Here is a 21,092-nt window from a genome sequence, read left to right as displayed (position 1 = left end):
CGTCAAGGTCTCCTCCCCGTTTACCTAGCCCATGTTGCCGATTTTGATCAGCGTCACGACGTAGAACAGAACCACCAGCCCAGCGAGCACGAGGCCGAGCGCAATGTTGCGCCCGCGGCGGGATTTCTTTTGCGCTTCGTTGAGCTTGACCGTTTCCATCATGCGGAGCCTCCGAACATGGCGGCAAGCGAGGCGACATAGTGGTCGACCAGCAGGCCGGAGAAGATGGCGAACAGGTAGAGAATGGAGAAACCAAAGAGCTTCTTCGCCGGCAACATCTTCTCGTCTCCGTCAGGCATGCGCCAGACGGCGATGGAACAGAGCACCAAAAGCGCACCGAGAACGCCGGCGAACAGGCCGTACCACAGCGACGCAAGACCCGTGACAGTCGGCACAACGGCAGTGACGGCGGTCAGGACGGCATAGAGAGCGATCTGGCGCTTGGTCGTTGGCTCGCCGGAAACATTCGGCAGCATCGGCACGCCGACCGCGCCGTATTCACGCATCTTGAACAGCGCCAGCGCCCAGAAATGGGCAGGCGTCCAGAGGAAGATGATGAGGAAAAGAACGATGCTGTCGAGCGAAACGCCGCCGGTCACGCAGGCCCAGCCAACCATGGGCGGGAAGGCGCCGGCAGCACCGCCGATAACAATATTCTGCGGCGTCGAGCGCTTCAGCCACATCGTGTAGACGACGGCGTAGAAGAAGATGGTGAAGGCAAGCAATCCGGCTGCGAACCAGTTAACGGCGAGCCCGAGGATCGACACGGAGAAGACGGAAAGCACCAGGCCGAAAGCCAGCGCCTCGTTCGGCGCAATGCGCCCGGCGGGAATGGGGCGGGTCGCGGTGCGGCTCATGACGGCGTCGATATCGGCGTCATACCACATGTTCAGCGAACCGGAGGCACCGGCACCCACTGCAATACAAAGAATAGCGATGGCGCCAAGAACGGGATTGATGTGGCCCGGCGCCAGCACAAGGCCGGCAAACGCGGTGAAGACCACGAGAGACATGACGCGCGGTTTCAGAAGCGCGAAGAAATCGCGCGCACCCGCCTCCGAAAGGCGGACTTCGCCTTCGAACCCGAGCGTATCGCGATTGTCGATGACTGCCATTGTCTTTTCCCGTCTTTCATTTCATGCGAGGCGCCACGATGGGACTGTGGCGCCTGCGTTTGTCGAGGGACGGTTGCCAGCGCTTACCTGATGCGCGGCAGCTGTTCCCACTGGTGATAGGGCGGCGGCGAGGAAAGCTGCCATTCCAGCGTGGTGGCACCCTCACCCCACGGATTGTCGCCGGCAACGCGCTTCTTGGCGAAGGCCTCGAACACGCCGAAGAGGAAGATCAGGACACCGACGCCCGAGATGTAGGAGCCGATGGAGGACACGTAGTTCCAGCCGGCGAATGCATCGGGATAGTCGATATAGCGGCGCGGCATGCCTGCAAGCCCCAGGAAGTGCTGCGGGAAGAAGACCATGTTCACGCCGATGAACATGACCCAGAAGTGCAGCTTGCCGAGAAACTCGCTGTACATGTAGCCGCTCATCTTCGGGAACCAGTAATACCAGGCCGCAAAGATTGCAAATACCGCGCCGAGCGACAGAACGTAGTGGAAGTGGGCGACCACGTAATAGGTGTCGTGCAGCGAACGGTCGAGGCCGGCATTGGCGAGCTGGACGCCGGTGACGCCGCCCACGGTGAAGAGGAAGATGAAGCCAATCGCCCAGACCATCGGGGTGCGGAAGGTAAGCGAACCGCCCCACATGGTCGCAACCCACGAGAAGATCTTAATGCCGGTCGGCACCGCGATGACCATGGTAGCGAACAGGAAGTAACGCTGGGCGGCAAGCGACAGGCCGACCGTGTACATGTGGTGCGCCCACACGACGAAGCCGACGGCGCCGATCGCGACCATGGCATAGGCCATGCCGAGGTAGCCGAAGACCGGCTTCTTCGAGAAGGTCGAGACGATGTGGCTGATGATGCCGAAGCCGGGCAGGATCAGGATGTACACTTCCGGGTGACCGAAGAACCAGAACAGGTGCTGGTAAAGGATCGGGTCGCCGCCGCCTTCCGGCGCGAAGAAGGTCGTGCCGAAGTTGCGGTCGGTCAGCAGCATGGTGATGCCACCGGCGAGAACCGGGAGCGACAAGAGAAGCAGGAAGGCAGTCACCAGAACGGCCCAGGCGAACAGCGGCATCTTGTGCAGAGTCATGCCCGGAGCGCGCATGTTCAGGATGGTGGTAATGAAGTTGATCGCGCCGAGGATCGACGAAGCGCCGGAAACGTGGAGCGCGAAGATCGCAAGGTCCACTGCCGGGCCGGGTTGGCCGGAGGTCGCAAGCGGCGGATACATGGTCCATCCGCCGCCGACGCCATAGGCGCCCGCCGGTCCTTCGACGAACATCGAAATCAGCAGCAGCAGGAAGGCCGGAACGATCAGCCAGAAGGAGATGTTGTTGAGGCGCGGGAAGGCCATATCCGGAGCGCCGATCATGATCGGAATCATCCAGTTGGCGAAACCGCCGATCAGCGCCGGCATGACCATGAAGAAGATCATGATGAGCGCATGCGCCGTGGTGAAGACGTTGAACATGTGCTTGCCGCCGTCGATGGCAGCATCGCCCTCGAAGCCGTAGACCATGGAAGCCAGACCGTGGAAGATCTGGATGCCCGGCTCCTGCAGTTCGGCGCGCATGGCGACAGACAGCGCACCGCCGATGATGCCGGCGATGATCGCGAAGATCAGATAGAGAGTGCCGATGTCCTTGTGGTTGGTCGAAAACAGCCAGCGATCCGCAAAACTCATCTTGTGGTCGTGGGTGTCGTGTGCATGATCGTCGTGGGCAACAGTTCCAGCCATCGTCCTCACTCCCCTTAGTTCGAAACGTTTTCAGCGAGCTGGACGGCCTTTTGCCCGCCGTCCACTGCCGCGATCAGCGCCTTGTTGGCGCCCTCAAGATCCGAGCCGGCCGCATCGAGCCAGGCCGTGTACTTCTCCTCAGAGACGACGCGGATCGCGATCGGCATGAAGGCATGGTCCTTGCCGCAGAGCTCCGAACACTGGCCGTAGAACAGTCCTTCGCGCTCGGCCTTGAACCAGGTCTCGTTCAGGCGGCCCGGCACGGCGTCGATCTTCACACCGAAAGATGGCATTGCAAAGGAATGGATCACATCGGTCGGAGCGGCAGTGACGAGCAGGCGTACGGTCTTGTTGACCGGGATCACCATTTCGTTGTCGACGGCCAAAAGCCGCGGATAGATCGACTTGTCTTCCTTGCCAGCGGCGGAGCGGTCCTCCTCCTTCAACAGATAACTGTCGAAGGCCAACTCCTTGTCGCCCTGATATTCATAGTTCCACTGCCACTGGGTGGCCGTCGCCTTCAGCGTCAGATCCGGATTTTCCGGCTGGGTCAGCTGGGCGGTCAGGAGATTGAAGGAAGGGATTGCGAAGAAGAGAAGGATCAGAACCGGACCAACGGTCCAGACAACCTCGATCAAGGAGTTGTGGCTGGTCTTGGACGGCACCGGATTGGCGCTCGCCCGGAACCTGATCGCCACGAAGATCAGAAGAAATAGCACGAACAGGGTAATTGGAACGATAAACCACAGGGTATATTGCTCGAACCAGCGGATCTGCTCCATGATCGGGGTCGCGGCCGGCTGCAGGGTGCTCTGCCAGGGCTGCGGCTGATCGGCAAAACTGCCGGAAGCGAAAAGCAGACAGCCCAAGGCGGCCGCTGCTGCGCGTGCTCTCTTCATCACGGTTGTCTCTCCCAAAAGCGTTTGATCCAAATCAAATCAAAACGCAGATTTTATGCTATCCTCAATGTTTCAAACCACAGATCGGCCACAATCGCAATACGTTCGGCTAATACTGGACGCGGCATTTTTGCGCATCGTCAAATCCAAAACGCTCCCGTTCGCTGCAAGGCAACAAAGGATGCACGCGCCCTGCGTGAAAGCCTGCAGGCCCCAAGTCACCCACGGTCCCAATTATGCCTCACTCGGCTGGAAAAGACGGTGCGGGGCTTTCATTTTCCCCGTCCGGGCGACAAGAATGTCCGGGATGATTCGATTTCCAGAGGTACCCATGGGTCTTCCGAGACTTTTCCGGTCGGGTTTGACCGCAAGCGCCATCGCGATCGCCGCTCTTTCGATGCCGGCCTATGGCCAGCAACAGCAGCCCGGCACGATCCGCTCCAATCACGGCGCATGGTCGGTCATCTGTGATACGCCCGCCGGCGCGACCGGCGAGCAGTGCGCGCTGATGCAGAACGTCATCGCCGACGACCGGCCGGAAGTCGGCCTTTCGGTCGTCGTGCTGAAGACCGCCGATCGCAAGGCCAAGGTGCTGCGCATTCTGGCGCCGCTCGGCGTGCTCTTGAAAGACGGCATGGAACTCTATGTCGACAACAACAACATCGGTCGCGCCTATTTCACCCGCTGCTTCTCAGAGGGCTGCTATGTCGAGGTGGAGATCGACGACGAGCTGATGAAGATCCTGCGCGCCGGCAAGAACGCAGTCTTTGCACTGCGTGAATCGGCGGATCAGGATCGCGTCGGTATTCCGATCGAGCTTACCGGCTTTGCCGAAGGCTATGACGCCCTGCCCTGATCCGGGGCGGGTATTCCCTAATATAGGACTTCAACCTGCCAGCCGCCGGCTTTCGCCTGCGCGCTGCGCCTTGCCGTTGACCGCCGATGCGCCTACATCGGGGAACAGACGCCCCAAGGAGACACGACGATGACCCAGGACCTTCTCAGCCTCTTCGACTGCGACGAGGACACGCTGCGCCGCAGCGTCGCCAAGGCGCTCGAAGGCGCGGATGACGGCGAACTCTTCGTCGAGCATGCCCAGGCGGAATCGCTGACCTTCGACAATGGCAGGCTCAAGGGCGGCTCCTTCAACACCGATCAGGGTTTCGGTCTGCGCGCCGTGGCCGGCGAGGCCGTCGGTTACGCCCATGCGGGCGAGCTCTCCCTCTCGGCGCTGGAACGCGCGTCCGATGCCGTCGGCGCCGTGACCCGCGGCTATGGCGGCTCGTATGCCGCGGCTCCGCAGGGCACCAACCGCAAGCTCTACGGCGAGGACAACCCGATCGGCGCGCCGACCTTCGAAGAAAAGGTGAAGCTGCTTTCGGAGATCGACGCCTATCTGCGCGCCAAGGACGACAAGGTCCGGCAGGTCACCGCCTCGATTGCCGCAAGCTGGCAGGTGGTCGAGATCCTGCGCGCCGATGGCCACCGGGTGCGCGACATCAGACCGATGACCCGGATCAACATCTCCGTCGTGGCAGGCTCCGGCGACCGGCAGGAATCCGGCTCTTTCGGCACCGGCGGCCGCATGGCATTCGGCGACTTCCTCTCGGAGGAAAGCTGGCGCAACGGCGCGGACGAGGCGCTACGGCAAGCGCTCGTCAACCTCGAAGCGATCGACGCGCCTGCCGGGACCATGGACGTGGTGCTCGGCGCCGGCTGGCCGGGCGTGATGCTGCACGAGGCCGTCGGCCACGGCCTCGAAGGCGATTTCAACCGCAAGAAGACCTCGGCCTTTGCCGGCCTGATGGGCGAAATGGTGGCCGCTCCCGGCGTTACCGTCGTCGATGACGGCACCATCGACGCGCGCCGCGGCTCGATCAACGTCGATGACGAGGGCACGCCCTCAGGCTACAATGTGCTGATCGAGAACGGCCGCCTTGTCGGCTACATGCAGGACCGGCAGAACGCCCGGCTGATGGGCATGAAACCGACCGGCAACGGCCGCCGGCAGGGCTATGCCCACCAGCCGATGCCGCGCATGACCAACACCTACATGCTGGGCGGAGACAAGACGCCGGAGGAGATCATTTCCTCCGTCAAGAACGGCATCTATGCCGTCTCTTTCGGCGGCGGACAGGTCGATATCACCTCCGGCAAGTTCGTCTTCGGCTGCACCGAAGCCTATCTGATCGAGAACGGCAAGATCGGCGCGCCGGTCAAGGGCGCCATGCTGATCGGCAACGGCCCGGAAGCAATGAAGCGCATTTCCATGGTCGGCAACGACATGATGCTCGACAAGGGCATCGGCAATTGCGGCAAGGGCGGACAATGGGTTCCGGTCGGCGTCGGCCAGCCGCATCTGCGCATGGACCAGGTGACCGTCGGCGGCACCCGGGCCTGAATCTCAGCGGCAAGCGGGGTCCGCTGAACGGCGGCCCCTCTTCTACACGCCAGATCCCTGAAATGCGGAGTTCCGCCCCTCAGCTCTCCGGGCGGAACCGCCACTTGCGCTCGATCGCGTCATCGAGCGCCACTCCGTGATGACGGGCGAAAAGCAGCACATGGCCGAACAGATCGGCGGTTTCGTCCTCCAGCAGACGATGGAGCTCCGCCTCGCTCATTCCCTTGCTCCGGCTGCGGCCACTGATCCGGTTGGCGACCTGCGCCAGTTCGCCGGTCTCCTCCACCAGCTTCAGCAGAAACCAGTCGGCATCCCGCTCCACCCCATTGGCCGCGGCATAATTGGCCGATGCCCTCTCGAATTGCGCAATCAGGTCGAGAATCATTTTGTTCCCTTTATGTTCTTGACTTTGTCGCGCGTTTCGGGAAGATTGTCCACCAGAAGAGCATTGTCGGCGAGACCGGATCGCCGAGATGCTCCGATCCTTTGTTTTACGCATCGTCGAACGCAAAACCGTTTCACATTCTTGCCAGGACAGGCCTGGCTCAAACAGAAACGAGCCCCGCAGGGCTCGTCGTCAAATGATATTCCGGAAGGAGGAAATACGCCGCAGCGTTATCCGCGCGCCGGCAGCAACACGCAATCGTAGCGGTTCTTGACCAGTTTTTCGCAGGCCGTGCGGGCTTCGTCCTTGGTTTCGAAGCCGGTGAAGCGGGCACGATAGAAGGTCGTGCCGTTGCGGGTGACGGCTTCAGTATAGGTGTCGAGCCCGTTCAGGACGCCACCAACCTTGTTCTTGGCATCGCTCAGCAGAGACATCGCAGCCTCGGCGCTGGTGGCTGCGGCAATCTGGACCTGCCACTTCCCGGTCGGCTGACCGGAAGAGCCTTGAATAGAGGAGGCAGGTGCAGCCTTGGGCTTGCCCGTCGGGACCATGGAGGCAGAGACGGTTGCCTTCGGCGTGATCAGCGGGACATCGCTTGCCATGGCGGCGCTCGCGACTTCGGTCGATTCGGCGTAGGCACTGCCATAGCGGCTTGCGGGAACCGGTGCAGCGCCGTTCGCCATGCCGATGACGGCGGCCACGGCATCCTGTCCCGCGCGGGGTGCCGGGACCGGAGCGGAAGGCTTGTCCTCGATACGAGCGACATCGACCGTTGCTGCCGGCGCGGAGCCCGTCGAACGGCTGGCGAGGAGCTTCGAACCGCCGGATGCCTTGCGGATATTGGCGGTGATCAGCTTTTCCATGATCCGGTCACGGCTGGCGGCGGAACGACCGCCCATGACCACGCCGATAACGCGGCGGTCGCCATCGATCACGGCGCTGACGAGGTTGAAACCGGAGGCATTGGTGTAACCCGTCTTGATGCCGTCCATGCCCTTGTAGCGGTACATGAGGTTGTTATGGCCATTGATGGTGCGACCGCGGAAGGCAAAGCTCTTGGTGGAGAAGAGCTTGTATTCCTGCGGGAAGTCGCGCAGCAGCGCGATGCCGAGGGTGGACATGTCACGGGCCGTGGTGATCTGGCGATCATCCGGCAGGCCGGACGCATTGACGAAAACGGTCTTGGGCATGCCGAGCGAGCGGGCCTTGGCGGTCATCATCGCGGCAAAACGCTCTTCGGTGCCACCGAGCTTTTCCGCCATGGCGGCAGCCGCATCGTTGGCGGACTGAACGATCATGCCGAGAACGGCTTCGCGAACGGTGATGGTATCACCCGGTTTGACGCGCAGCTTGGTCGGCGGGCGGGTGGCGGCGTATTTCGAGAAGGTGACCGGGCTATCCCAGGACAGTTTGCCGCGGTGGATCGCGTCGAACGTCATATAGACGGTCATCATCTTGGTCAGCGATGCCGGATGATTGAGGGCATCGGGATTCTCTGAGGCAAGAACCTCGCCCGTGCGGGCGTCGAGGAGAAACTGTGCGCTGCCGGCGAAGGCGGAAGAGGCCGTGGAAGCGATCGCAACAAGGAACGTAAACGCGATCAACAGCTTATTCATGACACCTCCGAAGGCCGGCTAAATTTTGCGAGATACCGGAACACCGGCGAAGCACTTCGTGTTGCGCGAAGCGAGGCCTGACTAAAGCAGAAATGAGGCGACAATTGTGCAGTGCGGCCACAAGATCACCAAAGTTAACTAAAAGTTTCATGTTGTGAGTTAACAGATGGTAAATGGTCCGAAGCTGGATCAATTGCCGGTTTCATGCCTCACGCAGCGAGAAAGCCGCCATCAGCCGCAAGCACATGGCCCACCACATAGGAAGACTGCTCCGAAGCCAGCCAGACGACGGCTTCCGCCAGTTCCTCCGGCCGTCCCATGCGCCTGAGCGGCAGGCCTGCGGCAACCGTCGCCACATCGCCGACGCCGGCTGCGAGCATCATGTCGGTCACGACCCGGCCTGGCGCCACCGCATTGATGCGGATGCCCCGCGCGGCGTTCTCGATTGCCGCCGTTCGCATCATGGCGATCACAGCCGCCTTGGACGCATTATAAAGTGCAAAGCCGGGATTCGGATTGCGCACCCCGCTGACGGAGGCATTGATGACGATCGCCCCGCCGCCGGTTTTCAGCATGGCGGGAATCTGATGGCGCAGGCAATGGAAGACGCCGCGGACATTCGTGTCGAACACGGCGGCGTAGGTCGCGTCAGCCTGCTCCTCGACCGGGGCGCGCCGCTCCTGAAAACCGGCGTTGTTGAAGGCGACATCCAGCCGGCCGAAGCGGGAGAGCGTGCCGGCGACCATCTGTTCGACCTCGGCCTCGCATGTCATGTCCGTCCTGATAAAGCATGACTCGGCACCCAGATCCCGGCAGGCGGCTGCGACCGCCTCGCCTTCCGCTTCCCGCCGCGCGGCGATGACCACGGCGGAAGCGCCCTCACGCGCCATCTGCAGGGCCGTCGCCTTTCCGATCCCCGTTCCGCCGCCGGTGATGAGGCATACATTTCCCTCCATACGATTTGGCTGTGACATGCGGCGTGAACTCCCGTTGCTGCGGATGGCTGACCATTCGCCATTTATTTGACGGAGTCCAGCAAAATGAACAACAAGCCTCTGGAAGCGGAGAATCATTGGGCGGAGGGGCATGACGACCGACACAGACCGTGTTCCACAAAGACAGCGGCACTTCGGTGGCGGTGCGCCAGGAGCGGAACATTGCGGTCGCCGCAGAACATTCTATCTTGCGATGTCGCAAGAATCCGAAAACATGGGCCGCTTTCATCGGAAGTTTTGCGACCGCCCCATTCCCAGATTGGCTTACCCTGGGATGGGAACGCTTTTGGGAACCTACTGGAGATGAAGCATGTTTACCCACGTCATGATTGGAAGCAACGACCTGGAGCGGGCCAGAAGCTTCTACGACGCCACCTTCGCCGCATTAGGAGGCAGGCACGGCGAGATGGATGCGAGAGGCAGGCTGATCTATGCCCACGAGGGCGGTCTGCTGATGATCACGAAACCTATCGATGGCAAGCCGGCGACCGCGGCCAATGGTGGGACTATCGGTATCGCCGCCGCGAGCCGCGACCATGTTCTGGCGTGGCATGCCGCCGGTACCGCGCATGGTGGCACAGCGATCGAGACCCCGCCGACGGAGCGTCCGAACGGGGCATTCGTCGCATATCTTCGCGATCCTGACGGAAACAAGCTGACCGCACGCACTCTGCCGACGAAATGAGATAGGCGCCGGCAGCGCTTGGTGGATAGCGTGATTGATGCTCAAAGGTGAGCGGTCGTGGAATGTCGATCTGGGCTAATTGGGGACGAAAATCGTTTCAACAACGATACCTCGCGCCGATCTAAGTCGCCCTTCCCCTCAATCCTCCTCCACCGCCATCTCCGTGAGCGCCACGGCCCCCTGCCCTTCTCCGGCCAGACAGTCGCCGGGATTGATGACCGTGCATCTGGTCATGGAGAGGCAACCGCAGCCGATGCAGCCGTCGAGGCTGTCGCGTAGCGCCTCCAGCATGTGGATGCGATGGTTCAGCTGCTGCGACCAGCGGGTGGCGATCTTCTGCCAGTCGCGGTGATTGGGGGCGCGGTCCTTCGGCAATACGGAAAGCTGCTCCGCCACTTCCGCCAGCGGCACGCCGAGCTGCTGGGCGACCTTGATGAGGGCGATGCGGCGAAGCACGGCGCGATCGAAGCGGCGCTGGTTACCCTCGGTGCGGTGAGAGGCGATCAGCCCCTTGCGCTCATAGAAGTGAATGGCCGAGACGGCCACGCCGCTGCGACTTGCGATTTCACCGACCGTCAGGCCCTGCATTTTTTCTTGCTCCGGGTATTTACCTCAACTTTGGTTGAGGTTGTAGCATCTGGCCACAATGATGACCATGGAGAGGAAAGACCCGGAATGGATGCAGGAATGGAAGGCGCAGGCGGCATGGAATCACGCGGCGCAGGCGATGCCGGGATGACGGCAGTTACAGGCCGCTGGGCGGAGCTGATGGCACCCCGCTATCTCGCGACCACCACCATGTTGTGCGTGGGCGTCGCGCTCTATGCCTTCAACGGCTTTCTCGTCAGCACCGTGCTGCCGACAGCGGTCCGCGAGATCGGCGGCGCGGCATTGCTGCCGTGGTCGCTGACCCTTTATCTGATCGCCTCGATCGTCGCCGGCGCGAGTGCGGCTCTCCTCAAGCAGCGATACGGCGCGCGAAAGGTGCTGTTCGCCGCAGCAATCGTTTTTCTCGCCGGCACGCTTACCGCCGCTGTGGCGTCGGACATGGAGACAGTGCTTGTCGGGCGCGTTTTTCAGGGCATCGGCGAAGGGATCATCGCGGCGATCTGCTATGCCCTGATCCCTGAAATGTTTCCGCCGGCTCTGGTGCCGAAGGTCTTTGGCGCGGAGGCGACCGTCTGGGCCGTTGCCGCCTTTGGCGGACCGGTGCTTGCCGGATCGCTCACGGAAAGCTTCTCGTGGCGCGTCGCCTTTCTCGTCAACGCCCCGATCATCTGCCTTTTCCTGCTTCTCGCCGCGGTGATGGTGCCGGGCGGACGTAGGACGACAGGCAGCATGACCCTCAGCTTCCCAACCCAGCGCCTTGCCCTGCTTTCGGCCGGGCTGCTCGTCATGCTGGTCGCCGGGCTTACGCCTTCGGCACCGGTCACGGCAACGGCAGTCGCGGCATCTCTCGTTTTGATCTTCGCCGCCGTTCGTCTCGACCGCCGCGCGGATCAGTCCATCCTGCCGAAGGGCGCGTTCTCGCTCGGCTCCACGCTCGGCCTCGGCCTCTGGGTGGTGCTGCTGATGCCGCTTTCGCAGGCAACGAGCGGCGTCTATCTCGTCTACTCGCTGCAAAGTCTCTTCGGCTACGGGCCAACCCATGCCGGGGCGCTCGGGGCGCTGATGGCGATCAGCTGGAGCCTCACGGCCATCGGCGTCGCCAATCTCAGGCATGAAGGCGCAAGGCAGGCCACCATATGGGTCGGGCCCCTGCTGCTGGTCTGCGGCTTTGCGGCACTTGCAACGGCCATTGCCGCCGGCAGCACCGGGCTGCTCGTTGGAGCGCAGATCACCATCGGCGCGGCCTTCGGCCTGAGCTGGGGCTATCTCAGCCAGATGCTGATGGAAAAGACACCGGAACGGGAGCGCGACAAGACCTCGGCGCTGCTGCCCACGCTGCAATCGGCCGGCTATGCGCTCGGCGCGGCGATGGCGGGGCTATGGGCCAACGGCGCCGGCCTTGCCTCTTCTGAAACACCGGAGGCCATGCGGACGATCCTGACGCTGACCTTCGCTCTGGCGCTCGTATGGGCGCTGCCCGCCCTCCTCGCCGCCCGGCGGGCCATCAGGCTCGCCGGCAACACGTCACAGACATCATGAGGTTGCTTGCGTCCCGATCGTCATTTCGGCCATGCTTCCTGGCGGGTGCTGGCCAAAGCTGACAATCAGGACGCGAGAACAGGCAGCGGGCCGTTCAGCAACGCTTAACGGCCCGCCCTTACTTTCGCTGCAGCGCAATGTTCAACCGGGCGCGAAACGGGGAAAGACGATGTCGGCACTACTGAAGAGGATGTTGCGGCAGACGGCGATCACGGCCGGGCTCGAAGCCTCGCATGTGCTTTCCCGCTTCGGCGCAATGCCCTCGGCACGAGGCCGGGGGGCGATCTTCACACTGCATCATGTGAGGCCTCACAGCCCGCGACTTGTCGAGCCGAACCGTCATCTGGAGATCACGCCCGAATTCCTGGAACAGGCCATCCTGCAGCTTAAGGGCGACGGCTACCGTTTCGTGGCGCTCGATGAAATCCCGGCGCGGCTCTCTTCGTCCAACTCCGGCCAGCCCTTCGCCGCCTTCACGCTGGACGACGGCTTCCGGGACAATGCGGAACATGCGCTGCCGGTCTTCGAAAAGCACGGAGTTCCCTTCACCATCTTCGTGGCCAGGGGTTTTGCCGAGCGCAGCCATACGCTGTGGTGGGAAACGCTCGAGGAACTCGTCAACAATACCAACCATTTCACCCTGGCCGATCCCGCAGGCAAACGGACGGTTTTCGAGATTGGCGACCGCGCCGCCAAGATAGCCGCCGGAGATCGTATCGGTGCGACCATTGGCGGACCGGGGGAAAGCGAGGCGATTGCCGCGCTCGATGCCGCGGCGCGCGACGCCGGTGTCGACGCGCGGATGCTGACTGACCGGCTGGTGATGACGCCAAACGAACTGAAGGCGATTGCCAGCCACCCGCTGGCAAGCCTTGGCGCCCACACCGTCAGCCACCGGGCGCTTACCTTTCTCGACGATGCGGCACTTGCTGAGGAATTGTCCTCCAGCGCGGATTATGTCGCGGCACTCACCGGCCGTCGTCCCACGAGCTTTGCCTATCCCTATGGAGACAGCCGCAGCGTCGATGCGCGAACGGCCGCCGCCGTCAGTGCAGCCGGTTTCAAGCTTGCGGTCACGACACGGCCCGGTACGCTCCGGGAAGCATCCCTGGCGACGCCGATGCAACTGCCGCGCATCTCGCTCAACGGTTTCTATCAGAAACCGCGCTACGTCTCGGCATTGGCTTCGGGCATCCCCTTTGTGCGCCGGGGATAAGGCGGGCGGCCCTCTCACCATAAAATGAAAGGGCCGCGTTCAGTTTTCAGGGCTCCCTCGCTCAGGGATACATGCGCACCTTGGTCCAGGGCGCATCCAGCGTCTCGCGGCGGAATTCGATCCGGTCATGCAGACGGAACTTGCGGTCGTGCCAGAACTCGATCGATTGCGGCTTGATGCGGAAACCCGACCAATAGGGCGGGCGGGGAATATCACCGAGCGCAAAGCGGGCGGTATATTCGGCGACAGCCTTTTCCAGCGCGAAACGGCCCTCGAGCGGGCGGGACTGTTTCGAGGCCCATGCGCCGATGCGGCTTCCGAGCGCGCGGGAGCGGTAATAGGCATCGGCTTCCTCATCGGAAACCACCTCTACCTCGCCCCGCAGACGCACCTGCCGGCGCAGCGACTTCCAGTGGAAGCACATCGCCGCCTTCTTCTGACCGAGGATCTCCTGACCCTTCTGACTCTCGAAATTTGTGTAAAACACGAACCCCCGGTCATCAAATCCCTTGAGCAGAACCATCCTCACATTGGGAAGGCCGTGCTCATCCACAGTGGCGACTGCGACTGCGTTAGGATCGTTGATTTCCGAGGCTTCCGCATCCTTCAGCCACGCCGCGAAAAGCGCGAAAGGCTCCGACACCTCGGTGAAGTCACCGGTTGTTAACCCCATTTCTGACATATTGCTTCAAATGCTCCAGAACGACATCATCTCGGCCCAGGGTCAAATCACTGGACAGGACGCCCATTGAGAGACATATCAAAGTCCCACGAGCGCCAAAAGGGTAACAGGATCGCAATGAAGCGAATGCTTGCCGTAATATCGATGACCCTTCCCCTTTGCGGGTGCTTCGGCGGCAGCATGGATCTCTTCGGTTCAGACAGCGTCGACCGTTCGATCTCCACCAATACGGTGGCGACGAAGCGCAATCCGTCCGGCGGTTCCGACGAACTGACCGTGCAGAACGCCGTTTCCTCGGCCGATCTCGACAAGAATGCCGGCAATCCCCTGCCCTGGGCGAATGCCGCAACCGGTAGCGCCGGCGTGGTGACGGCGATCCAGGAGGAAAGGGACAACGGCGTCGTCTGCCGCAACTTCTCCACCACCCGCCATTCCTATGAAGGCATCGCCTATTTCGCCGGCCAGACCTGCACCACCGGCTCCGGCCAGTGGCAGCTCATGCGCTTCGATCGCCGTTCATAATCTGGCAACCATATTCACGGCCAGGCTGCTCCCCCCAAACCCGGCGTAACCACTGATTAGCAACTTCTTGTGATAGTTTCCGGTGTATTATGCCGGAACCGCCATGAGTTGGGCGGCGCGGTGCGTTTTTTCCTGCCGGCGCGTCATATGACCCGATGCACGGCCGTTTGTGTTTACTGGTGGCTTAAATGCGCGATCCGTATTCTGTACTCGGTGTGAAGCGAGACGCAGGTGCCGAAGAAATCAAGGCGGCGTGGCGTTCAAGGGCCAAGTCCGTCCATCCCGACCAAAACCGTGAAGATCCGAACGCCAACCAGCGTTTCGCCGAGATCGGCCGCGCCTACGAGGTCCTGAAGGATCCGAAGAAGCGTAACCAGTACGACCAGCAGCGCAGCAAGGTTGAGGCGATGGAACGCGAACAGACCATCATGCAGCAGCGCGAATCTGCGCGCGAGGCAGCACGCCAGGCGGCGGAAAAGGCCAAGGCCGCAAAGGCCAATGCCGAGCGGATCATGGCAGAGCTTGCCAAGGCCGAAGCCGAAAAGAACCGCACCGAAAAGGTAGCCCAGGCCACCGCTCAGGCCGCAGCGGCACAGGCGAAAGCCACGCAGACACAACCGCCCGGCCAGTCCTCCGGTGCATCCGGCGCGCAATCCTCGGGCCAAGCCAAGGCCGGCCCTGCCGGCGAAACGCCGGAAGAAATGGTATCGCGCATCTTCGGAGACACGCCGGAAGCCGCGGCGGCGGCTGAGACCCTGAAGCGCGAAAACGAAAGCAAGGCGGAAAAGGCTGAAAAGGCCGACAAGACGGAAAAGGCCGAAGGCACGGACGCGGCGGCGGCCGCTGCTGCCAAGCCTGCCTCCATCTTTGCGCCGGTGGAACTCATCAGTTCGCTGGTGCGGCGTTTGCGTGGCGTGCAGCCGGCTCCGGAAAAGGCGCCCGACCTGCATGTCGAAGCCATCGCTACCATCGACGATCTGCTGGCGCAGAGGTCCGTGCCAGTCACACTTGCCGACGGACGCGAACTGCGCGTGCCGCTTTCGGGCGTGAGCGAGGGCCATGTGGTTCAGCTCAAGGCACAGGGACACAAGCTGCCGAACATGGCGCGCGGCGACGTCTATGCCACGATCCGCGTACAGAAGGACGAGAAGTTCCGGGTCGACGGTTTCGACATCAGGACCGTCCTGCCGATCACGCTGGAAAACGCCGTCCTCGGCTGCGACACGCAGGTGGAAACGCCCGCGGGACCTGTGGATATCACCATCCCCGCCTGGTCGAACTCCGATCAGGTGATCAGCCTCGAAGGTCAGGGACTGCCCGACGACGCGGGCGGACGCGGCGCGGTTCTCGTCGAACTGCGGGTGAAACTCTGGGAAAAACCGGACGATAAGGTGACCGACCTGATGCGCGTGATGCGCGAAGGTCTGTTTCTGTGAAGCCTTTGTAACAACTACACCCTTTGTTACGGCCCCTAACAGTTGATGATCCTGTCCAATCTTGAACCACGGATCGGGCTATGCCATAGGCAGGATCACTCGAAAGTATCAGGGAGCAAAACATGGCTCAAGGTTCCGGCCTTATGGCAGGCAAGCGCGGCGTCATCATGGGCGTCGCAAACAATCGTTCCATCGCATGGGGTATCGCGAAGGCCTGCCGCGACCAGGGAGCCGAAATTGCCTTTACCTGGCAGGGGGATGCGCTGAAGAAGCGCGTCGAACCGCTTGCCCAGGAACTCGACGCGTTCATGGCCGGCGACTGTGACGTCACCGATCTCGCCAGCATCGATGCGGTTTTCCAGTCGCTCGAGGACAAGTGGGGCAAGATCGATTTCGTCGTCCACGCCATCGCGTTTTCCGACAAGGACGAACTGACCGGCCGTTATATCGAAACCACCCGCGACAACTTCCAGCGGACCATGGACATCTCGGTATTCTCGTTCACGGCTGTTGCCGCGCGCGCCGAAAAGGTCATGAATGACGGCGGCTCTATCCTGACGCTCACCTATTACGGCGCCGAAAAGGTCATGCCGCACTACAACGTCATGGGCGTCGCGAAGGCTGCGCTTGAGGCATCCGTGCGTTACCTCGCCGTCGACATGGGCGGCCGCGGCATCCGCGTCAACGCAATCTCGGCCGGCCCGATCAAGACGCTCGCGGCCTCCGGCATCGGCGACTTCCGCTACATCCTGAAGTGGAACGAGTACAACTCGCCGCTGAAGCGCAACGTCACGACCGACGAAGTGGGCAAGTCCGGCATGTACCTGTTGTCGGATCTGTCCACCGGTGTCACCGGCGAAGTGCATCACGTCGATTCCGGCTATCATACGGTCGGCATGAAGGCAGTCGATGCGCCGGATATTTCCGTCGCCAAGGAATAAATAAGCCTGAGGTTCTGGCCGTGCTCATCTACATGATCCGTCACGGCCAGACCGACTGGAACGCCGAGGGACGTCTGCAGGGTCAGAAGGACATCGGCCTCAACGATCTCGGCCGGGCGCAGGCCAGCGATAATGGCCGCACGCTTCTCGCCGAACTCGGCGATCAGGCCGAAAACTTCGACTATGTCGCCTCGCCTCTCGGCCGCACCCGCGAAAGCATGGAGCGGGTCCGCGCCGCCATGGGCCTTGATCCACAGAACTATCGCCTCGACGAGCGCCTGAAGGAGGTTTCCTTCGGCGACTGGGAAGGCTCGACCATTCGCGAGGTCAAGCAGCATTCACCTGACAGGGTGAAGGAGCGGCGGCTGCACAAGTGGGACTTCATCCCGCCGGGCGAGGCTGCGGAAAGCTATGAGATCCTGTCATGGAGAGTGGGCGCCTGGCTGAATTCAGTGGAGCGCCCGACTGTCTGCGTCACTCATGGAGGCGTAGTGCGCAGCGTCTTCCGTCTTATCGGACAATGGTCCAAGGATGAGGCCTGCGACATGAACGTGCCGCAGGACCGTATTCTGAAGATCGACAGGGACGGCTCCCTCGTCGACTGGCTCTGAGCCTCGGGCCGAGGCCCCTTTCCCGAGCCAGCTTACTGCACCACTTCCAGATCGTCGACGACGCGCTTGCCGTCGATCTCGGTGTAGAACACGATGACCTTCACGCCGCTCTGCAGCCCATCGAAATTGAACTCCTCCGGCAGCGAATAGGTCTTGCCGTCATCGAGCACGAGGCTGAGGTTTTCGACATTCACGGACTTGATGGTGGCTTCCACGTCGGAGCTGCCCGCCAATACGCTCAGCGGAGACAGGAAACTCGCCGTTGCCAGAAGAACTGCAATCATGACCCGCATGCGATAAACTTTCGTCAAAAACGACTGATTCAGAATGTGTCTCAAAATAAGCCTCCAGAATGTGGCAAAAGTCGCCCGCAATAGTGTCAATTTCGGTGTGATTGATGACCGGAATTGAGGCGGCGATCAAGCCGCCGTGAAGCTTATCCCTGACCTGCCGTCAACTTTCCGCAGAAAGCCTGGAAAACCGGGCCTCTCAAGTAACGTCGAAGCGACGAAAGAACCTGAACCGGCGGCCGTAAATATTTCTCATTCAATGCTAAATTAACTACCGCCCCCTAGGATCATTCGACATGCAGCAAGGGGTTCCGGGGACTTGAATTACAGCAAGACAATCATGGCGCGCGACGGAGAGGAACGATCCGGGGCGAGTTTTCTGCTGCTGGGCGGTGCGCTCCTCAGCATGGCCATTGTCGGCGCCGGATTCATGCTCGACAAATGGTCGATGGAGGCGAGTATAGGAGCCGTGCGCCAGCATGTCGCCGAAGACCTGCGTCTTGTTCGCTCATCCATCGAATCCCGCATCGCCGCCGATACCGCTGCAGCCAATCATCTGGCCGACATGATCGCGGCCGATCCGACCATTTCCACGACGTCGCTGACGTCGATGGCGAAGAACCTCGTTTCAAGAGCGCCGCATATCGACAGCGTCGTGTTCCGCCCGGGCGAGCGTCCCGGCGATACGCCCGTCATCAAGATGCTCGGCGACCATACGTTGCTGCTAGACGTTCCTGTCCTGCTCGCACCCGATGGTGTCAATCGCTACTGGGGCTCCGTCGTATTGTCGATGAATGCCACAAGAACGATCGAAGCAAGCGGCATAGCGGATCGCGAACTCCTTGCCCCGGCTTCCCACTTCCGGAACGAACACCTCGTATTCGCCATCCGCGAGGTGCGGGCGGATGGGTCTGGCCGGTTTCTGTTCGGATCGAGGCAAGTCGCTCGCGAAGATCCGGTAACCGAGCGCATCAACGTGCCGGGCGGCAGCTGGGAACTTCTCGCTGCCCCGACGGGCAGCTGGCAGACGGCACTGGAAAACCGGCTGCCCGCACGGCTCGGAATCATCGCCGCAGTCATTGCCATGATTGTGCCCGTCATCGTCACCCTGACGCTGCTTCGCGAGCGCAACCGTAATATCGCGCGGCTGAAGGCCCGGGAAGAAGCGCTGTTCGAGGTGACGCAGCGCTTCAATCTGGCGATGGACACTTCCAATATCGGCATATGGGAACTGGAGGAGAGAACCGGACAGTTCTACTGGGACGAACGGGCCGCCGCCCTGCATGGTTGCGCGGCAAGCGAACTCGGCCGGCAAGACAGGCTGAACGACTGGTACGGGGTCATTCATCCCGAAGACCGGGAGACGGTCGAACTCAGGATCTTCGACAGTATCACGACCATCGGCAAGCAAAGCTGGGACATGCAGTACCGCATCGTGCTGGCAGACGGCACGATGCGTCATCTGCGCTCGGTCGGAGCGGCAAGCGGCGTGGACAAGCAGATCGGCATCGTCTTCGACATTACCGCCGACGCCGTGTTCACCGAGACACTCAGGGCAGCCAAGGAAACCAGCGAAATCAAGAATGCCGAACTTGAACTGGCGCTCGACGAACTTTCGGTGCGCGAACATCAGTTGATCGAGCTTTCACAGAAGCTCGACCTTGCGCTCGCCTCCTACAATTGCGGCATATGGGAAGGCGATCCGGTCAGCACGACGGCGATCTGGGACGAGCGGATGCACCAGCTCTACAACGTGCCGAACCGGAACCGGCCGGTGACCCGACACGAATGGCTGTCGGCGCTGCATCCCGACGACCGGCAAACGGCGCAGCTGGCAGCCAATCGCGCTGTCAACGCCTCTTCCGCGGTCAACACCATCCAGCGCATTCTCCTGCCCAACAGCGAGCTGCGCTACGTGCGCTCGGTCGGACAGGTGCATGTCGGCAAGGACGGCAAGAAGAAGCTTATCGGCATTGCCTTCGACGTGACCGCCGACGCCAAGATCGCCGAGGAACTGCGGGGCGCAAAGGCGGAAGCCGATGCACGCAACATCGAACTGGAACTGGCGAAGAACCGCATCGAGTTCAACGCCCTGCATGATCCCCTGACCTCGCTTGCCAACCGCCGCAAGCTGGACATGGAACTGGAGGAGCTGACCCGGGAAGGCAGCAAGCAGAGAACCAAGTTCTCAATCATGCATCTCGACCTCGACCGTTTCAAGGAAATCAACGACACACTCGGCCATGCCGCCGGCGACGCCATGCTGGTGCATGCCTCCCGGGTACTGAACCGTACGGTCAACCGGGGCGATCTGGTCGCCCGTATCGGCGGCGACGAATTCGTCATCCTCGCCAAGCGCCAGACCTCGCCGCAAGAGCTGGCAAAGCTCAGCGAGACGATCATCCGGGAAATGTGCAAGCCGATCGACTTCGAGGGATTCTCCTGTCGCTGCGGCGTGTCCATCGGCATCGCCCAGTCCTCCGGCCTCTTTCCCGATGCCGGCAAGGTGCTCATCAACGCCGACATCGCGCTCTACGAGGCGAAGGAAAAGGGACGGAACCGCTTCGAATTCTTCACGCCGGACCTGCAGGCCAACATCTTTGCCCGCAAGCGCATGGCGGACGAGATCCTTGCCGGTCTCGATCACGACGAATTCACCGTCTGGTACCAGCCCCAGTTCGCAGCCAACTCCATGGAACTGACCGGCGCCGAAGCGCTGGTGCGCTGGAGACACCCCGTTCACGGCATCCTGCCGTCGAACGAATTCCTGAAAATCGCAGAGGAACTCAACGTGCTGGCGCGCATTGACCAGCTGGTGCTGGAGACCGCGCTCAAGGACCAGATGCGCTGGACGGCGCTCGGAGTGCGCCTGCCGCGCATCTCCGTCAACGTCTCGTCCCGCCGCCTGCATGACGAGAACCTCGTCGGGCAGCTCGAAGGGTTGAGCATCACGCCGGGCTCGATTTGCTTCGAGCTGATCGAATCCATCTTCCTCGACGAGAACGACGATGTGACGACCGGCAACATCGAGAGGATCAAGGCGCTCGGCATCGAAATCGAAATCGACGATTTCGGCACCGGACACACCTCGATCGTCAGCCTGCTACGCCTGAAACCCAAGCGACTGAAGATCGACCGCCAACTGGTGATGCCCATCGTTACCTCCCCCCAGGAACGCGCGCTGGTACGTTCGATCATCGAGATTGCCCGCTCTCTCGGGGTGGAAACAGTGGCGGAAGGCGTCGAGAGCCACGAGCACGCAACGATGCTCCGCCAGCTCGGCTGCGACTTCCTGCAGGGTTACGCCTTCGCCAAGCCGCTGCCCTTCGCGGACTTCACCCGCTTCGCGCAGGCTCTTCCCCAGCGAAAGGTGTCATAAAGGCGACGCAGCGTTTCCAAGAA

Annotated in this window: 20 protein-coding genes; 10 read left to right on the top strand and 10 right to left on the bottom strand. The window is 61.8% G+C overall.

All coding sequences use genetic code 11. The features are described from left to right. Positions 1–24 precede the first annotated feature (24 nt). The 4 genes from NBH21_RS01910 to coxB all read right to left on the bottom strand — a co-directional run bounded on the left by NBH21_RS01910 (position 25) and on the right by coxB (position 3,762). Entirely contained in the window at positions 25–162 is a 138-nt protein-coding gene (locus NBH21_RS01910; protein WP_250912829.1) for a hypothetical protein, read from the bottom strand. Next, a complete protein-coding gene (locus NBH21_RS01905) occupies positions 159–1,115 on the bottom strand; it encodes a heme o synthase (protein ID WP_250912268.1) in 957 nt (318 codons plus the stop codon). Before NBH21_RS01905 ends, NBH21_RS01910 begins: the two co-directional genes overlap by 4 nt. Positions 1,116–1,198: 83 nt before the next feature. Then, positions 1,199–2,863 (bottom strand): cytochrome c oxidase subunit I, encoded by a 1,665-nt coding sequence (gene ctaD / locus NBH21_RS01900; RefSeq protein WP_250912267.1) that lies wholly within the window; start codon positions 2,861–2,863, stop codon positions 1,199–1,201. Between the two features lie 14 nt (positions 2,864–2,877). Then, entirely contained in the window at positions 2,878–3,762 is an 885-nt protein-coding gene (gene coxB, locus NBH21_RS01895; RefSeq protein ID WP_250912266.1) for a cytochrome c oxidase subunit II, read from the bottom strand. Between the two features lie 331 nt (positions 3,763–4,093). On the opposite strand from coxB, the gene NBH21_RS01890 reads away from it, so the two are divergent. Next, positions 4,094–4,618, top strand: coding sequence for an invasion associated locus B family protein (locus NBH21_RS01890; RefSeq protein WP_250912265.1), 525 nt, complete (start codon positions 4,094–4,096; stop codon positions 4,616–4,618). 129 nt (positions 4,619–4,747) lie between these two features. Further along, complete coding sequence (tldD, locus tag NBH21_RS01885) at positions 4,748–6,163, top strand: metalloprotease TldD (RefSeq protein ID WP_250912264.1); 1,416 nt, start codon at positions 4,748–4,750, stop codon at positions 6,161–6,163. Between the two features lie 79 nt (positions 6,164–6,242). On the opposite strand, the gene NBH21_RS01880 is transcribed toward tldD, so the two are convergent. From NBH21_RS01880 to NBH21_RS01870, 3 genes are all read right to left on the bottom strand, one after another. Then, a complete protein-coding gene (locus NBH21_RS01880) occupies positions 6,243–6,548 on the bottom strand; it encodes a nucleoside triphosphate pyrophosphohydrolase family protein (RefSeq protein WP_250912263.1) in 306 nt (101 codons plus the stop codon). 230 nt (positions 6,549–6,778) lie between these two features. Beyond that, positions 6,779–8,164: a serine hydrolase gene (locus NBH21_RS01875; RefSeq protein WP_250912262.1), complete on the bottom strand. Its 1,386-nt coding sequence runs from the start codon at positions 8,162–8,164 to the stop codon at positions 6,779–6,781. A gap of 209 nt (positions 8,165–8,373) precedes the next feature. After that, positions 8,374–9,138 carry a glucose 1-dehydrogenase gene (locus NBH21_RS01870; RefSeq protein WP_250912261.1) on the bottom strand — a complete coding sequence of 255 codons (765 nt, stop codon included), beginning with the start codon at positions 9,136–9,138 and terminating at the stop codon, positions 8,374–8,376. Positions 9,139–9,469: 331 nt separating this feature from the next. Between NBH21_RS01870 and NBH21_RS01865 the strand changes: the two genes are divergently transcribed. Beyond that, positions 9,470–9,844, top strand: coding sequence for a VOC family protein (locus NBH21_RS01865; RefSeq protein WP_250912260.1), 375 nt, complete (start codon positions 9,470–9,472; stop codon positions 9,842–9,844). Positions 9,845–9,982: 138 nt separating this feature from the next. Here NBH21_RS01865 and soxR read toward each other — a convergent pair whose 3' ends face one another. Further along, a complete protein-coding gene (soxR, locus tag NBH21_RS01860) occupies positions 9,983–10,432 on the bottom strand; it encodes a redox-sensitive transcriptional activator SoxR (RefSeq protein ID WP_250912259.1) in 450 nt (149 codons plus the stop codon). A 147-nt stretch (positions 10,433–10,579) separates the two neighbouring features. On the opposite strand from soxR, the gene NBH21_RS01855 reads away from it, so the two are divergent. Further along, a complete protein-coding gene (locus NBH21_RS01855; RefSeq protein ID WP_425340380.1) occupies positions 10,580–11,992 on the top strand; it encodes an MFS transporter in 1,413 nt (470 codons plus the stop codon). 169 nt (positions 11,993–12,161) lie between these two features. Then, entirely contained in the window at positions 12,162–13,208 is a 1,047-nt protein-coding gene (locus NBH21_RS01850; RefSeq protein ID WP_250912257.1) for a polysaccharide deacetylase family protein, read from the top strand. Between the two features lie 61 nt (positions 13,209–13,269). Here the strand turns inward: NBH21_RS01850 and pdxH are convergent, their stop codons facing one another. Beyond that, entirely contained in the window at positions 13,270–13,890 is a 621-nt protein-coding gene (gene pdxH / locus NBH21_RS01845; protein ID WP_250912256.1) for a pyridoxamine 5'-phosphate oxidase, read from the bottom strand. 126 nt (positions 13,891–14,016) lie between these two features. Here pdxH and NBH21_RS01840 point away from each other — a divergent pair, with 126 nt between their 5' ends. The 4 genes from NBH21_RS01840 (at position 14,017) to NBH21_RS01825 (ending at position 17,400) form a co-directional block, all read left to right on the top strand. Next, positions 14,017–14,412, top strand: coding sequence for an RT0821/Lpp0805 family surface protein (locus NBH21_RS01840; RefSeq protein WP_250912255.1), 396 nt, complete (start codon positions 14,017–14,019; stop codon positions 14,410–14,412). A 188-nt stretch (positions 14,413–14,600) separates the two neighbouring features. Beyond that, a complete protein-coding gene (locus NBH21_RS01835; RefSeq protein ID WP_250912254.1) occupies positions 14,601–15,848 on the top strand; it encodes a DnaJ domain-containing protein in 1,248 nt (415 codons plus the stop codon). A gap of 122 nt (positions 15,849–15,970) precedes the next feature. Then, entirely contained in the window at positions 15,971–16,789 is an 819-nt protein-coding gene (gene fabI / locus NBH21_RS01830) for an enoyl-ACP reductase FabI (protein ID WP_250912253.1), read from the top strand. A 20-nt stretch (positions 16,790–16,809) separates the two neighbouring features. After that, on the top strand, positions 16,810–17,400 hold the full coding sequence (locus tag NBH21_RS01825; RefSeq protein WP_250912252.1) for a histidine phosphatase family protein: 591 nt from the start codon (positions 16,810–16,812) through the stop codon (positions 17,398–17,400). Between the two features lie 32 nt (positions 17,401–17,432). Here NBH21_RS01825 and NBH21_RS01820 read toward each other — a convergent pair whose 3' ends face one another. Next, positions 17,433–17,693 (bottom strand): DUF1344 domain-containing protein, encoded by a 261-nt coding sequence (locus NBH21_RS01820; protein WP_250912251.1) that lies wholly within the window; start codon positions 17,691–17,693, stop codon positions 17,433–17,435. A gap of 337 nt (positions 17,694–18,030) precedes the next feature. Here NBH21_RS01820 and NBH21_RS01815 point away from each other — a divergent pair, with 337 nt between their 5' ends. Continuing rightward, entirely contained in the window at positions 18,031–21,069 is a 3,039-nt protein-coding gene (locus NBH21_RS01815; RefSeq protein ID WP_252759569.1) for a sensor domain-containing protein, read from the top strand. Positions 21,070–21,092: the final 23 nt, after the last annotated feature.

The sequence above is a fragment of the Ciceribacter sichuanensis genome, assembly GCF_024055605.1.
GTDB classification, from domain to species: domain Bacteria; phylum Pseudomonadota; class Alphaproteobacteria; order Rhizobiales; family Rhizobiaceae; genus Allorhizobium; species Allorhizobium sichuanense.
This window is presented reverse-complemented; position numbering and strand designations above follow the sequence as displayed.

Coding starts and splice junctions, on each gene's coding strand:
- NBH21_RS01815 (WP_252759569.1), top strand. CDS start 18,031: ATGGCGCGCGACGGAGAGGAACGATCCGGGGCGAGTTTTCTGCTGCTG.
- NBH21_RS01905 (WP_250912268.1), bottom strand. CDS start 1,115: ATGGCAGTCATCGACAATCGCGATACGCTCGGGTTCGAAGGCGAAGTC.
- NBH21_RS01820 (WP_250912251.1), bottom strand. CDS start 17,693: ATGCGGGTCATGATTGCAGTTCTTCTGGCAACGGCGAGTTTCCTGTCT.
- coxB (WP_250912266.1), bottom strand. CDS start 3,762: ATGAAGAGAGCACGCGCAGCAGCGGCCGCCTTGGGCTGTCTGCTTTTC.
- NBH21_RS01855 (WP_425340380.1), top strand. CDS start 10,580: ATGACGGCAGTTACAGGCCGCTGGGCGGAGCTGATGGCACCCCGCTAT.
- NBH21_RS01835 (WP_250912254.1), top strand. CDS start 14,601: ATGCGCGATCCGTATTCTGTACTCGGTGTGAAGCGAGACGCAGGTGCC.
- NBH21_RS01850 (WP_250912257.1), top strand. CDS start 12,162: ATGTCGGCACTACTGAAGAGGATGTTGCGGCAGACGGCGATCACGGCC.
- NBH21_RS01910 (WP_250912829.1), bottom strand. CDS start 162: ATGATGGAAACGGTCAAGCTCAACGAAGCGCAAAAGAAATCCCGCCGC.
- tldD (WP_250912264.1), top strand. CDS start 4,748: ATGACCCAGGACCTTCTCAGCCTCTTCGACTGCGACGAGGACACGCTG.
- soxR (WP_250912259.1), bottom strand. CDS start 10,432: ATGCAGGGCCTGACGGTCGGTGAAATCGCAAGTCGCAGCGGCGTGGCC.
- NBH21_RS01880 (WP_250912263.1), bottom strand. CDS start 6,548: ATGATTCTCGACCTGATTGCGCAATTCGAGAGGGCATCGGCCAATTAT.
- NBH21_RS01875 (WP_250912262.1), bottom strand. CDS start 8,164: ATGAATAAGCTGTTGATCGCGTTTACGTTCCTTGTTGCGATCGCTTCC.
- NBH21_RS01890 (WP_250912265.1), top strand. CDS start 4,094: ATGGGTCTTCCGAGACTTTTCCGGTCGGGTTTGACCGCAAGCGCCATC.
- ctaD (WP_250912267.1), bottom strand. CDS start 2,863: ATGGCTGGAACTGTTGCCCACGACGATCATGCACACGACACCCACGAC.
- fabI (WP_250912253.1), top strand. CDS start 15,971: ATGGCTCAAGGTTCCGGCCTTATGGCAGGCAAGCGCGGCGTCATCATG.
- NBH21_RS01840 (WP_250912255.1), top strand. CDS start 14,017: ATGCTTGCCGTAATATCGATGACCCTTCCCCTTTGCGGGTGCTTCGGC.
- NBH21_RS01865 (WP_250912260.1), top strand. CDS start 9,470: ATGTTTACCCACGTCATGATTGGAAGCAACGACCTGGAGCGGGCCAGA.
- pdxH (WP_250912256.1), bottom strand. CDS start 13,890: ATGTCAGAAATGGGGTTAACAACCGGTGACTTCACCGAGGTGTCGGAG.
- NBH21_RS01870 (WP_250912261.1), bottom strand. CDS start 9,138: ATGTCACAGCCAAATCGTATGGAGGGAAATGTATGCCTCATCACCGGC.